The organism is Maribacter luteus (genome assembly GCF_009674825.1).
Lineage (GTDB): Bacteria > Bacteroidota > Bacteroidia > Flavobacteriales > Flavobacteriaceae > Maribacter_A > Maribacter_A luteus.
This window is the reverse complement of record NZ_WKJH01000026.1, coordinates 70,687-85,495: the sequence shown is the minus strand read 5'-3', so window position 1 is coordinate 85,495 and position 14,809 is coordinate 70,687. Positions and strand designations below refer to the sequence as shown.

Annotated in this window: 7 protein-coding genes; 1 reads left to right on the top strand and 6 read right to left on the bottom strand. The window is 39.0% G+C overall.

Annotated features, from left to right (window positions below; translation table 11 throughout):
- Positions 1-376: 376 nt before the first annotated feature.
- The 5 genes from GJ691_RS16130 to GJ691_RS16110 form a co-directional block, all read right to left on the bottom strand.
- Positions 377-2,002, bottom strand: coding sequence for a glycoside hydrolase family 16 protein (locus tag GJ691_RS16130; RefSeq protein WP_154368756.1), 1,626 nt, complete (start codon positions 2,000-2,002; stop codon positions 377-379).
- Between the two features lie 24 nt (positions 2,003-2,026).
- Positions 2,027-4,072 carry a PKD domain-containing protein gene (locus GJ691_RS16125; protein ID WP_179955152.1) on the bottom strand — a complete coding sequence of 682 codons (2,046 nt, stop codon included), beginning with the start codon at positions 4,070-4,072 and terminating at the stop codon, positions 2,027-2,029.
- A gap of 18 nt (positions 4,073-4,090) precedes the next feature.
- The gene (locus GJ691_RS16120; protein ID WP_154368754.1) at positions 4,091-5,587 is read right to left on the bottom strand and encodes a RagB/SusD family nutrient uptake outer membrane protein; all 1,497 of its coding nucleotides are present in this window, start codon (positions 5,585-5,587) and stop codon (positions 4,091-4,093) included.
- Positions 5,588-5,605: 18 nt separating this feature from the next.
- Positions 5,606-8,767, bottom strand: a complete 3,162-nt coding sequence (locus tag GJ691_RS16115; protein WP_154368753.1) for a SusC/RagA family TonB-linked outer membrane protein — start codon at positions 8,765-8,767, stop codon at positions 5,606-5,608.
- Positions 8,768-9,100: 333 nt separating this feature from the next.
- Positions 9,101-11,911, bottom strand: coding sequence for a helix-turn-helix and ligand-binding sensor domain-containing protein (locus GJ691_RS16110; protein ID WP_154368751.1), 2,811 nt, complete (start codon positions 11,909-11,911; stop codon positions 9,101-9,103).
- 259 nt (positions 11,912-12,170) lie between these two features.
- Here GJ691_RS16110 and GJ691_RS16105 point away from each other — a divergent pair, with 259 nt between their 5' ends.
- Positions 12,171-12,596 carry a CBS domain-containing protein gene (locus GJ691_RS16105; RefSeq protein WP_154368749.1) on the top strand — a complete coding sequence of 142 codons (426 nt, stop codon included), beginning with the start codon at positions 12,171-12,173 and terminating at the stop codon, positions 12,594-12,596.
- A 143-nt stretch (positions 12,597-12,739) separates the two neighbouring features.
- Here GJ691_RS16105 and GJ691_RS16100 read toward each other — a convergent pair whose 3' ends face one another.
- On the bottom strand, positions 12,740-14,803 hold the full coding sequence (locus GJ691_RS16100; protein ID WP_154368747.1) for a DUF349 domain-containing protein: 2,064 nt from the start codon (positions 14,801-14,803) through the stop codon (positions 12,740-12,742).
- Positions 14,804-14,809: the final 6 nt, after the last annotated feature.

Below are 14,809 nucleotides of genomic sequence, written 5' to 3'. Positions count from 1 at the left end.
ATTTAATGTTCTATAATTTATGACTTTTATTTGGATAATAAGACCGTTTGAATGGCCTGTTTCTTATCTATTTATCTTCGCTGAATTTTATTCAATTGATAAATATATTAGCTTGGGTTCAACTGTTACGGATTCTATATTTTTCTTCTTTGTATTGGTGCGATTCACCTTGGTCAATGGTAAAAGTAGGATCTCTATGACAATGTGTAATAGACGACCTTTTTTTTAAGTTTTTCATTGTTTTGATATTTAGGATTATTTCCTGTAAAACCAAATGAATGATCTTGGCAATGCTTTGTTAAAAAAATATTAGAAGAAAAAGGTTAGTTTGGACACTAACCTTTTTCAAAACTCAAACAAAAACTCAATCTAACTATTATTGGTAAACCCTTATATAATCTACTTCCATTGTTGCTTCTGTAAAAGAAGCATCTATAGCCCCTCCGAAGTTGCCACCCATGGCAACATTCATGATAATAAACTGGTCCGCATCAAAGGGCCAAGTGTCTCCATCTTTTGTATCCGGGCTATAGGTATAGAATATCTCATCATCTACTAAGAATGAAATCTCATCTTCCGACCAGTTTACCGAATAAACATGAAATTCGGAAGTAGCATCGCTAACCGTAACTTCCCCGGTATTAACGGTGGCACCGGAACTTGAGGTATTGTGGATCGATCCATGAACGGTACCTTCCTCGTTACCCACATGCTCCATAATATCTATCTCGCCACAAGCGGGCCAGCTTACTGTTTCAAAATTGGCTCCCAACATCCAAAGCGCAGGCCATGTGCCGCCCCCTGCTGGTAATTTTGCTCGAACATCGACCCTGCCATGGGTAAACTCGAACAAGTCTTGGGTTTTCATTCTAGCGGAGGTATATTCCGATCCTTCGTAACTTTCCTTTTTGGCCGTAATCTTTAACGTACCTTCGGAAATGGTTACGTTATCGGTTCTATTGGTGTAGTATTGGGATTCATTATTGCCCCATCCATCGGAGCCTTTTCCAATATCATAGGTCCATTTGGCAGAATCCGGTTCCCCGTCGGTATCGAACTCATCTGACCAAATTAAATTGGAATACGTAACATCAACGGTAGTTTCTTCATTTGTAGGTTCATCTTCCGAAGTCAATATTCCGAACCAACCAAGACCATCATTACCAATGGTTTTGATGAACATTTCAGTATCCGTTCTTGAGATTATTTGATAGCTATGGTCACCGCCCACATAAAAACCATGGAATCCGTTACCATCGAATGTTAAGGTCTCTTGGTCGTTTGGTGCGGTTAATGACCAAGTGTCAGTGAAATCGGAAACCGGATAGTTTTCATATTCCCCGTTGGAATTTTCATCCCAAGAAGTTCCGAAATCTGCAAGTAACGGACCGGATTGACCATAAATTGTCTCATTGGTCACATACGTTACCGTACCATCGGATTTAAATGTTATCCTATCGTCATAAGCGCCTAGACCAGCCTTGTCATAAGCTCCCGCAGACCACCAATCGGCAGAAATTCCGTCAGCTGGGCCAACTCCGAAATGCCCTACAGATTCCGCTTTTATCCTCCAGGTTTTTTCACCATCACCATACAGCATCTCCAATAGATCTTCAGGTGGTTCGTAGGTTGCCAAAACTTCTATCTGGATCGTTTCCGCTGAACTTGTTCCTGCAGTGCCATAGGCCAGTACGGTAACATCATATGTATTGATTCCAACGGTTGAAAAACTTATATCCAATGCACCTAAGGGAGCTATTTCTTCCTTACCGTTATAGATGAACTTATAAGTAATGGCATTGGAAGCGGATGCGGTTAAACTTACCTTGCCCGTCCCGTCACCATAGGGGTTATCAGTGTCCAATCCTTGTATGTCTACAGTTACCTGCAGGTTCGTCGGTGCAACAATGTCACCGAATTCATACTCTTTTTCTTCGCACGAAACCATAAGAATCGTGATTATCAAGAAAATGGTTTTATAAAATGTTCTACTATTTTTCATAAGTACCTTAATTATTTAGACTTATTAGTTTTGTGAAATATCATCAACGTAGATGGTATAATTATCGGTTCCATCTCCCATGGTCCCATTATCCATTATCAATACTAAATTGTAATAGTCGATATTCGAATCTACTCCGGTGATGTTATAGGTTAATTCCTCCCAACTATTGGCTACTGTAGTGGCTACGGTAATTTCATCAGTGGCAGCGGTATCTGGCCAAGCAGCAGCATCCTCGAATTTCATCAATAAATTCAATCCTGCACGTGGTGACCATACCTTGATCTTGATCGTGGTGCCTTCTTCAATATCGAAAGGTTCTTCTACTGTAATTTTTGATCCGGCCCATGTTTGACCGGCACCTTTGACCAACTGTGCTACTGTAGTGGAAGTATTGCCAGTCGTATCTGGGTTTTCAACCGCGGATATTGACCCTCCATCAAAAGAACTCATTGCGTAATTTTCTTCAAAATCCAAGAATGTGGCAATTGAAATATCATCTACATAAATCGTATAATCACTGCTGCCGTTACCAACGGTTCCATTATCCATAATCAATACCAAATTGTAGTAATATAGACTGGAATCAACACCTGTAATGGTAAACGATAACTCTTCCCAGGCATTGGCAACTGTTGTAGTCGCAGTTATCTCACTTGTGGCAGAGGTGTCGGGCCATACGGCTTCATCCTCGAATTTCATCAATACATTCAATCCTACTCTAGGCGACCATACTTTCATGGTAACTACAGTGTTTTCCGAAATATCATACGGTTCTTCCACTGTTATTTTAGATCCAGCCCAAGTTTGACCGTCGCCTTTGATCAATTCAGCCACGTTTGCCGAGGTGTTCCCGGAAGTATCTGGATTTTCGACCGTTGCAATCGACCCACCATCAAAGGAGCTAAATACATAATCAGATTGAAAATCTATAGGAAGCGAACCACTTACCTCTGAGGTAGATGCCCTATAGAAATATAGGTTGTCTATAAAGACTGTTCCACCAGCCCATGGGTCACCTACGAATTTAAGTTGATGTATGTCGGCTACGGTTAAACCTTGGTCTGTAAAAGCTGATATTGGAATATCGATACTTGTCCATTGATCAGCGTTTAATTCCGAAACCACTGGTTTTTCACCATTGGTTAAGCTGATCAACGAGGTTTCGATGGTGGTTACATCTGCAGTCCAAACATCCATATGTAAATATTCCATTTCTGATAAGTCCTCTGCTGCGGCAAATTGGATGCCCTGATAACTCAGGTTAATGTACTGTAACATGGTATCTCCATTCAAATCGAATTCAGCATAACTGCTACCTTGCCCTGATTGTCCCCAATCCGGGTTAAAATCAACTCCAGAAATATCGGTATACTTAGAACTGTAAACAGAGATTACATCGTTGACATTTCTCGTTGGTGGGGTAGTTGCAGACGCTATAGGCTGCACAATGGCCACCGCTTCAAATTCCTGGGAATATTCTGTTGTTTCAATAGCACCACCTTTGGCAACAACTCTTATGGTGTACGTGCCAGGTTCGGTATATACATAAGAAACCGTTTCACCTATATTTCCAGAAACGGGATCGTCATTGCCTTCCTCCCCAAAATAAACATCAAAGGAAATGGCGTAATCCGCAGTAGCGGTTACATTGACCTGTTTTGAAACCGCTTCATCATTTGCAATGGTGACCTCTAAATTTTCAGGGGCCTTGAACGATACCTCTAAAGGCAATGTGATTTCCGAACTTAAACCTGTAATTCCGATAGCTTTGATCACTACATTATATGAGCCTTCAGCATATATATGGGTCGTACTTTCACCTTGTGAAACAGTTTCTGCTTCTGCGGTGTCATCACCGTATTGAACGCTATAAGAAACGGCACCTTCACTATTCGGGGTTATCGTTACGCTTCCCGTGTTGTCTTGCGTAACTCCGAACAATGCGGAAACATTTGTGGGAGCAACCGCGGATTCAACGAAATCGAGGTTGTCAAAACTATTATCCTCGCAACCCCAAGCAGTGGTCAAAAGGACAATAGCACTTAAAATATATTTTAATGTTTTCATTTTAAAGTCTTTTTGTTATTAATAACCATCGTTTTGGGTGAGATTGGAAATTTCAATTTCATTCTGTGGAATGGGGAAAAGTCCATTAGTTGCTGGGTTATATCCACTTCCTAAAACTGTAGCGGCTTGTCCCGTTCTTACTAAATCGAAGAAACGATCACCTTCCATGGCCAGTTCCAAACGTCTTTCGTTCCAAACGGCATCAACTGTGGCAGTAACCCTATGGTCAGAATCGCCGAAGGCCCTGTCACGTACTTGGTCTAAGTATCCCTGTGCTTTTGAGGCATTGGGAGAGGAGGATCTTAAATTAGCCTCCGCAGCCATTAACAATACGTCCGAGTAACGAATTATACGTTGGTTGTTTTCGTAATTCAACTCTACTTGTCCGCTTGTTTGCCCTTTTCTTGGTAAATACTTTTTATTGTATAAATCCGTGTTTTTATATGGGGCTACTTGGTAGGTTACTCCTAAATCCGGATTGTTGGTTGCATAAGCTTCGACATCAAAAGTTGTAGCATCTTTTCTTTGGTCACCATCTTCATAAGCAGCGGCAAGGTCTTGGGTTGGTAAGTTAGTGCTCCAACCTGCATTGTAAGGCATCTCTGCCGTTCCGTTCAAACCTCTTACACCGCATTGTTGTACGGCATAATTTCCTTGGCCTCTGGTTTGGCCACTCCAGTTATAATAAGGTTGACCGTTCGAATATTGTACTTCGTATATGGATTCTGGTCCGTTTTCACCTTCCAATAAAAAGATATCATCAAAATTGGAGACTAAGCTAAAGGGCCCGTTAACGACATTCTCTAACATAGAGGCAGCTTCATCAAATTTTTCCTGATATAAATAAACCTTTCCCAATAAAGCTTGGGCCGCATACTTAGTAACCCTTCCTTGTTGTGAGGCCGAAGTAGGCAAAACGCTTATGGCACTAAGCAAGTCTGTTTCGATTTGGGTATAAACATCCTCTTTCGGAGATCTTTGTAAAGTGCCGAAATCAGAAAGTCCCAGTTTATGGTCTGTAAAGAGAACAACGTCGCCGAACATCCTAACCAAGTTGAAATAGTAATATGCCCTTAAGAAATAGACTTCACCATATAGGGCTTCCTTACCATCGAACTCTACTGTTTCGCCTAGTAAGTTAACGTCTTTGTAACTAATAAGGTAATTGGTTCGGTTAACACCTTCGTAGGCCGATTTCCATAAATCTTCAAGGGTGCTGTTATTGGTTAAAATGGTGTAATCGTCTATTTGTTGCAATGCCACAACATCGGAAGCATTTTCACCACCGGCCACTGCATTGTCAGAAGCTATATCGCCGATTACCACTAATTGGTTAAGCCATTGTGTCGGCGTATAGCAGCTTACTGCCATGGTTTCATAATCAGATTCTGTTTGTAGATAATCTACTTCAGTTACTTCGTATTCATCATGCGGATCAAATTCAACCACGTCTGAACAACCGACGAAGATTGAAAGTATGATGATCAAGCTTATACTGTTTTTTATATTTTTCATACTAGTTGATTTTCGATATTAAAATTTAAGGTCTAAACCGAGTAAGATCGTTCTTGCTTGTGGATAGGCACCTCTGTCAACCCCTGTTTCCAAAATTCCGGAATTACCTGAGTTGTCTGATATTTCGGGGTCATAACCTGTGTAATCCGTTAATGTCAACAAGTTTTTGGCTTGTGCATAAATGCGGATTTTACTGAAAAAGTTATTTGATGATTCCGGTAGGGTATAGCCCAATATCAAACTTTTGATTTTTATAAAGCTTCCATCTTCAACATATCGGTCAGAAGGTCTAATGTTACTGTTGGTATCTTCAAAAGTATACCGTGGGTTATTCGCATCGTTAGTGGTACCTTCCCCGGTCCATCTGTCAAGAATATTCCTGAATTTGTTTGAGTATTGGGCATTACGTTCATAAGCCCGGTAGATGTCATTGCCTACAGAAGCATATGTGAACATGCTTAAATCGAAATTTTTATAATCGAAACCTAAATTCCAGCCAATTGTAAATTCTGGGAAAGGATCACCGATCTTCGTTTTGTCATCATCATCGATTACCCCATCATTGTTATAGTCAACAAACCGAATATCGCCCGGTTGGGCTCCATCTTGGGTGGCATGGGCATCGATTTCTGCTTGATTTTGGAATAATCCGTCTGTTTTATATCCATAAAAATATCCAGGGGTATAACCTTTTTCAAATCGAGTTATATTATGGCTTTGACCATTGAAATATGAGCCTCCAGACACAAATGCCGTACCATCGCTATTCGTTTCGGTTACTTTATTCTTAGAGGTAGTAAAGGTCACTGATGTATTGAATTTAAATTCCTGCGCCCCACTGTTCCTGTACCCTATGGTTAGATCTATACCTTCACTTTCTGTACTTCCGATGTTGGATGTTACCGGTTCAGATGTACCTGCATATAATGGGGGTGCATCTGTGAACAACAATCCATCCACTGATTTGTTAAAGTAATCTGCGGTAATGGAAATATCCTTGAACAAAGTGGCATCAAAACCCATGTTATATTGGGTCTGTTCTTCCCAGCTTAAAGTTGGGTTATCAAAAGAATTTACCGTGGCGCCGGAAACGAATTCAGTGCCAAACGTATATCCATTGCTATTTGCGGTGGAATTATAGCTTGGTCCACCAATTGTTATCTTTACATATTGAGGGTCTACTATTTCGTTACCCACCGTACCATAACTACCTCTTATTTTCAGGAAATCAATAGCATCTAGGTTATAGAAGTTTTCATTGGATACGACCCAACCCAAGGAACCTGCGTAAAAATTAGCGAACTTATTATCATCACCAAAAGCAATTGAACCATCTCTACGAGCAGAGAATGATGCTAAATACTTGCCTTCGTAATCGTAATTGATCCTGCTGAAATAAGATACGTTCCTGCGTTCCAGGTCTTGATAACTATATCCCGTATAAGCATCGGTGTTCAACTCGGTATTAACTCCAGTAGCAGCACTTATATCTGCCCATTCCCATGAATTGTCCCGAACATCCTGTCTGGTGGTACCAAAACCTTCACCTGTGGATTTACTTCTGGAAATACCCAAGACCACATCAAAGTTGTTTTTTTCCTCTATTTGAAAATTATAACTAGCAAAGGTCTCAAAAGTATAGCTGAAATTGGATACCGTACTTTCGGTAACACTATTATGAAATGAAGGAATAGTGGTAGTTGTGCCATCACCGTTGTCTACTTCCTGTGTTTTCACCGTACCATCAGAATAATAATCACTTGAAACATTATTAGGGCCGTAATAGGCAAGAGGGGTAAAGCTTTTGCTTACTTGGTCCCATTTGGTGTAACCGAAACGCGAAGTAATTTTAAGATTATCCAATAGATCGTATTGCAATTCGAATTTGCCATACAATTTATTGCCGTTGTTTTCATTATGGGTGTCTTCCAATCTTTGTACAGGATTGAATATTTCGGATAACAGTAAGTTACTGTACCCATAAGTAGCAAAATCATTCGGGTCTGTATTGTAAACAGAAACCGTTGGGTCAAAGTTCAACGCATTACCAATAATGGAGTTGAATGAATTTTCGGCAACGGTTTGACTTTTAATATTGGCATAGCTCGAATTGAGTATGAATTTCAATTTAGGTGTCAATTGGATATCAACGTTGGCCGTAAAGTTCAATCTATTAAAATTGGATTTGTCATTACCACCTACGATACCTCCTTGACTTAAATAACCAGTGGATAAGAAGTAACCTATATTATCTGAACCACCTCTGGCAGAAAGTGAATAGGAAGTAACGGATGCATCTTTGAAGACTTCATCTTGCCAATCGGTACCTTGTCCTAAAGAGGATAGGTCCGAGAAAATTAAATCACCTCCTGCGGCAACGCTACCTTCATTTATTATACCGGCATATTCAGTGGCGTTAAGAACCCCAATTTTTTTGATTACAGATTGAAAACCGGTGTAAGTGTTGAAACTGAATTCTGCCTTCTCGTTTTTCCTACCGTTTTTAGTGGTAACCACTATAACACCATTACCACCCTTAACACCATAAATGGCAGTAGAGGCAGCATCCTTTAAGATGTTCAGTGATTGAATGTCGGCTGAGTTGATAGAATTCAAATCATCTAAACTCTGGGGTACGCCATCGATAATCACTACGGGGTCTGAGCCTGAAAATGAGGGAATACCTCGAACTAATACGGTTGGTTTACTGCCTGGGGAACCACTTTGGATAACCGATACCCCAGAGGCACTACCTTGAAGGGCTTCTTCAACCCGCAACGGTTTCAGTTTTTCGATAGATTCTGACTTTACCGTAGATATTGCACCGGATACTTTGGTTACCTTTTGTGTACCATAACCGATAACCACTACTTCTTCCAAAGCTTCAGTGTCTTCTTGCAATATGACATTAAAGGTTTGGTTTCGACTGGTAACTTCGATTTCTTGGGACTGAAATCCTAAATAGGAGAAAACCAAGGTTGAATTGATAGGAACATCATTTAGGGCAAATACGCCATCAAAATCTGTTGCTGTTCCCTTTGTCGTGTTTTTCACGATAACATTCACCCCCGGAATCGGCATGTTGCCTGAATCCGAAACGGTGCCCGATACATTGGTCGATTGACCAAATGTAAACGATGTTACCAAGAACAATGTGAGAAATAAAATTTTTGACTTCATCTGTTAATTTTTGTTAGTTTTTAATTCTTCAGATGGAATTCGCATAAACAATGTTTCTTTTTGCATTGAGATAGTCGTTATGCGCATTTCATTTATGATTACTTTTTATTAAGGTAAATTTAACGGCAAGAGTTAAGGATTCCTTAAAAAATACCACTACAAAAAACATACATCTTAAAAAAAACTTCTTAAAATGCATTATCCTCACCCGTTTACCGTGTAAGATATATGGGTTAACGGGGTGTTGAAAGCTGTTGAAATACTGTTGATTACGCTATGAAATCGTTTTTGTATGGGTAATGTTGTGGTGATGAAGTACCACCTGTGTGGTCTCTAAAGATTCAGGATGTAGTCCGTTAGCCCTGATTCGTGCTGTAGTTGCATTTTTTTTCGAAGTCGGTAACGCTTTACCTCCACACTACGAACAGATATGTTCAATAAGGGGGCTATTTCTTTAGAAGAAAGGTTTAGTCTTAAGTAGGCGCAAAGTTTTAGGTCGTTTGGGGTTAATTCAGGATGTAGTTTTTTGATCTTCTTCAAGAAGTCCTTATCCGCATTATTAAAGGCCTCTTCGAAAAATGACCAATCGTCGCCATTGTTAATGTTCTGATTTATAGTTCTTATAACAGATTTTATTCCGGGATTGTCCGCATTTTCCTTCAATTGGTCCCTAATCGCACTCAAAAACTCGTTCTTTTTAATGATACTCATTGTTGAAATGGCCAATTCCCGATTTTTATTCGTTATATCTTGACGTAGTTTTTCATTTTTAATCTCTACGATCTTTCTTTGTGCCTTGAGTTTTTTTCGCTTAAGCTTTTTTGTGTTTTCTTTCAATAGGCGGGCATGTTGCTTTTTATAGTAGGCCTTGTATAGTTTATGTATTAAAAAGGAAATTAATGCTAGAAATAGAAAATAGCATAAAATGGCGCCATTTGAATAATACCAAGGTCTTTTGATTACAAATGAAAATGACGCGATATTCTTTGATAATCGATCACCTATTTTCGCCCTAACGTTAAATGTATAATCGCCAAAACTTAAATTCTCGAAAGAGATATCTGGCTGGGAGAGCCAGTTACTCCAGTTGTCATTAAGTCCATCAAGTTTGTACTGATAGCTTACTTCCGCATATTTATCATAATTAGGGACACTGTAAGAGAATTCAAGATTATTTTCTTTAAAGGCCATTTCCGGTTCAGTGTTCAATGGAATATCTGTTCTTGGGGCATTTATCGATTTTTTAAATGCTGAGGTTATTCTAATGCTATACTCTTTGGTTTTAACCTTGTCTAGGTCCAATAATGTATAACCATTTGAGTCTCCGATTAGATAGGTGTTGTCGGTTAAGTGCGAAATATTCTCAAAACCTGTAATACCTAAACTTCTCCTGAAGTTTAGGGGAATTGGAATTTTCACTACTTCAGGTAAATCACTTAATTTGCCGGGAGTGGTATAGATGATGTTTTTGTCGCCGAATCCCCAAAGTTTATTGGTTTCATTGTCGGGTATTAAAATGCCTTGCAGGTTGTCTTCAGGACCATAGAACATTTTTGATAATACCGTGTCGACTACGAAATTATGCTGGTGATGATCGTATTTTAAAATTCTTTGGTTAGAGTTTTCAGTGTAAAGTAGGGTATCGTCATGAAGAACCAAGCTTGATCCAAATCCGTTAGCCGGTTCATTTTGTATATTAGTGATAGCATCTAGATTGGGGTCTACGGTTAATTTGAAGATACCTTTATATTCGTTATTGACCATGATCTCGTTTGTATCGGTAAACTCAAAAAACCTACTTGAAAAATCAAATCCCTTTAATTTGTTCCGTAGTTGCCACTTCCCATTCCTCTTTTCAAGAACACTTAGACCCTCATAGTTGCCCTGAAGCAATAAGGAACTGTCTTTTTCGATTTTTTTGATGTTCCAAGTTCCCGGAAATTCACATATTAAACTTGCCGAATTATTTTTAACTACATAGGTTCCTTTATTATGACCGCAGAACAATGTGCCATTTAGTTCAACCAAGCACCAAACCTGACCTTGGGTACCATCGATTATTTGAAAGGAATCCAGGGAATTCACTTCTTTGTAAAAGAGGCCCTGATTGGTTCCGATATACAGAAGGCCATTGAAAATTTTAGCGGCATAAACGTTGCCGACCTCACCTTTTAAGTCATTATACTCCTTGAATTGGGAATCATAATTTATGACACTGACACCATTGTCCAGACCGAGCCAAAGATTTTTGTCCATGTCCTCGAACATGGATAATATGGTGTTGTTGTACAGCCCTTTTTCTTTATTTATTGCATTTATGGTCTTCCCTGTCTTGTCTATGCGATATAAACCGTTAGATATGGTTCCCAATGCAAAACTGCCATCGCTCAATTGAATGCTACTGAATAAGTTCATTTCGTTCAATTGTTTGTCAGCCTCGGTATTCCATTTTTTCAATCCATCTTCCTCCAAATAATAAAAACCGCCTTTCTCTAAAAGAAATAAAAGTTTCTGGTCTATCCTATAAATGGCCATAACTAGGTTTTTAGCAAGAATGGGGTCTTCGGAGACCAAAATGGGGTTTCCGTTTTTTATCTCAAAAATACCTTTGTCCGATTGTTGGAAAAACACGTTATTGTCTATATTGAAAATCTTTGCCCTTGAGGTTTCAGAATCTATAACCGTGAAGGTTTCATCTATGGTATTATAGCTGTAAATACGATCCAATGACTGGAACAATACCCAATCCCCAACTTCAAGGATATTCCAAAATTGCTCATCATCGATTAGCGGCTCTTTGAGTTTTGGAATCAAAGAGTGGTAAACAAGAAGGCCAAAATCGTTTTTTTTCCAATATCCGAACTCCATAAAACATCCTGTATAGACCAAATCATTTATGACCTTAACTGATCGTATTACGGATCGATTGGGGGAATAATATAGCTTAAAGCGGGAACCGTCAAATTCTAACAAGCCCGAATTATTGGCGATATAAATTGTTTTATCGGAGCTCTGTGAGATCATCCAGTTCTGATTGTCAGCTTGGTATTCCTCGGGAGGGTAGGTGATAATAGGTGGCAATTCTTGGGTAAACAGAAGAATGCTGTTTAGAAGAAAAATAACAAGAAGTGCTTTTGTTTTCATGCGATTAATAATGTCGTTTAAGTTAAGGCAATCTAAAAGACCCGTAAAGATACCTAATTGAAAAATATGTCCGTTGATTACAGGTGCGATATGTAATCTGTATCCCTGTTTCAGGGTCTACTGGGTGAATACTTTTTAATGGTCGTGTTACGGGATATTATAAGAGGGTTTTTGGTTTAAGTGTTTCCTACATGATTTTTATCATACTCTAATGTCTCATATCTGGTTATTTTTAAGATGGAAATTAAAATCCTCGATTATGAAGAAAGGAACTCCCATATCAGCAATAATGACCAAGAATGTTATTACACTAAGTACGTCAGATAATCTTGAAAAGGCAGAACATTTATTTCGAAAGCACCATATTAGGCATATTCCAGTGGTTTCAGGTAGTAAAATAATCGGTATGCTGAGTTATACGGATCTATTGCGAATCAGTTTTGCCGATGCCGTTTATGAGGATGAGGATTCGGTAGATTCCATGGTGTACAACATGTTCAGTATTGAACAGGTAATGGCCAAAAGTTTGTTCAGTGTATCGTCGGATACCTATGTAAAGGACGTTGCCGAAATGCTATCTAAAAAAGAGTTTCATGCCATACCCGTTGTTGATGATGGGGAACTTAAGGGAATTGTGACCACGACTGATATGATCAATTTCCTATTACAGCAATATGAGGATTAGTTGAAGTGTTTTTAATGGGGATTGTTGTTCTCTAATTTTGATAAAAGAAAAAACATGGCTTTTGCCATGTTTTTTCTTTTTGAAACCTGATTCATTTATTGGTTTGCCCAAACCATGAATATATTCATATAAGGCCTAAAATCTTATTCTTCTTCCGTTGGGTCGGTTTCTTCAGCTTCATTTTCGCCCTTTTCCAAATTATGCTGCATAATGTTCAGCTTTTTTAATTTGGCCTTCCAGGTTTCCAACGATTCCTTATTTTTTTCTACCCTTTTTATAACATCCTGAACCAAAGGATTGTCTTCGGAAGCATTCGAAAAGAATTGAAGGTTGTTTTCTAACTGACGAACTTCATTTTTACTTTCCTCTATTTTCTTTCTTATAAAAGACCGTTCATTGGCGATGGCCCTATCATTATCGGCATTGGCCAAATGTTGTATTTTGTTGCCGTACCTTAGAAGTTCCGATTCTTGTCTGTCAACATCCAATTTCTTGAAAATGGCATCCAAGATCTTATTGAATTTTTGGTTGATGTTCTTTTTGTTGAAGGGAACCCTCCCATAGGTCTTCCATTCTTCGATGAATGCTTTAATGGTGGCAAGATCAGCTTCCCGTTTTCCAGTAAGTTCGAATGCTTTTAAGCGTTCAAGACATTCGTTCTTTTTTTCGAAATTTTCGATTTCATCTTTATGGGCCTCATTTTTCGATGCATGTAAACGATCAAAATAATGATTGCAGGCTTCTTTGAACTCTTTCCAGATTTTGTCCGAATACTTACGCGGTACATGGCCTATTTTTTTCCATTCGCTTTGTATGCGCTTCATTTCAGAAGTGGCCGTATCTGTATCCTCACTGTCTTTCAGTGAAATGGCAAGGTTCAATAATTCCCGTTTTTTATCAAGGTTCGTCTGTTGTTCCTTTTTCAGGTTTTTGTAATAAGCGTTTTTATTTCTATTGAAACTTCGCACGGCTTCTTTAAATTCTGCCCATGTCTGCTCATTAACCTTTTGAGGTACTTTGCCGGCTTTGAAAAAAGCATCCCGCAATTCCTCAATCTGTTTTATTTGTTGTTGAAGGGCCCTATGGCTCGTGGCAATATTTTCGGAAATACCCTTGATGGAATTTATGATTTCCTTTTTCTTTTCAAGATTTTGTTCATGGATCTTATCTAGGTCCTTGTAATAATCCTGTCTTCTTTGGTGCAATACTTTGGTAGCATTGCTGAAACGTTCCCAAATTTCTTCACGATGTTCCTTGTCTACGGGCCCAACATCTTCTTTCCAGATTTTATGAAGGGTCTGCAATTCACGAAAGGCCTTATTCAGGTCTTCCTCTTTTTCCAAAGCCTCGGCACGTTCAACGAGCTTTATCTTTTCTTCCAGATTGTGCTTAAAATCAAGGTCGCGCAGTTCCCTGTTTATATGCAGAAAATCATAGAAAATCTCTATATGATGGTGATAGGTGCGCCAAACATCATTGTAATTGTTTCGAGGTATAGGACCGGCATTACGCCATTTTTCTTGTACCTCCTTGAAATGTTTGTATGTGGTGTTGATGTCTTCCTCGACATTCACCAAACTTTTCAGTTCCTCGATGATCGCCAGCCTGTTCGATAAATTTTCTTTTAGACTGTTTTCGAGGGATTTATAATATTGGTTTCGTTTTTCGCGATATTCGGAATATACTTCGTTGAATTGTCTTTTTGTTACCGAGTTATATCGAAAATCTATCTCATTGCCCCCGTTGCTTATAAAATCCTCCTTTTTCTCTTCAATGAATTCTTGGAATTTAAGATCGAATTCATATTTGATACCATCTACATGTTTCTTTATGGCCTGGACTTTTTCATTTTTAATCAAACGTTGCAATTCGCCCACTAAATTTTCCATGGACATGGCATGGTAGTCCAAAATAGGTATATCGTGCCTGTGATGGTTGTCCTGATCCTCCGCGTCTTCTGCATTTGATTCGTCGATTTCATTCAAGACCGAGTCATCGTCATTTTCACCTTTCTCATCTTCCGGAGCTGGTTCCGAAGAGGCAATTTCATTTTCGATACTTACGGTATCGTCGGTGGCGTCCGAATCAGTTTTTTCCGTTGTAATTTCAGGGCTTTTCTCCGAAGTTTCATTGACGGATTCGGTAGTTTCTGAAATATTTTCCCCACCTACAGTTTCTTGTAGTTCTTGATCTTTATCTTCTTGCATTGTAAT

Bases quoted from the DNA above. Each gene is read 5' to 3' on its own strand.
- GJ691_RS16120 (WP_154368754.1), bottom strand. From the start codon at position 5,587: ATGAAAAATATAAAAAACAGTATAAGCTTGATCATCATACTTTCAATC.
- GJ691_RS16105 (WP_154368749.1), top strand. From the start codon at position 12,171: ATGAAGAAAGGAACTCCCATATCAGCAATAATGACCAAGAATGTTATT.
- GJ691_RS16115 (WP_154368753.1), bottom strand. From the start codon at position 8,767: ATGAAGTCAAAAATTTTATTTCTCACATTGTTCTTGGTAACATCGTTT.
- GJ691_RS16130 (WP_154368756.1), bottom strand. From the start codon at position 2,002: ATGAAAAATAGTAGAACATTTTATAAAACCATTTTCTTGATAATCACG.
- GJ691_RS16125 (WP_179955152.1), bottom strand. From the start codon at position 4,072: ATGAAAACATTAAAATATATTTTAAGTGCTATTGTCCTTTTGACCACT.
- GJ691_RS16110 (WP_154368751.1), bottom strand. From the start codon at position 11,911: ATGAAAACAAAAGCACTTCTTGTTATTTTTCTTCTAAACAGCATTCTT.
- GJ691_RS16100 (WP_154368747.1), bottom strand. From the start codon at position 14,803: ATGCAAGAAGATAAAGATCAAGAACTACAAGAAACTGTAGGTGGGGAA.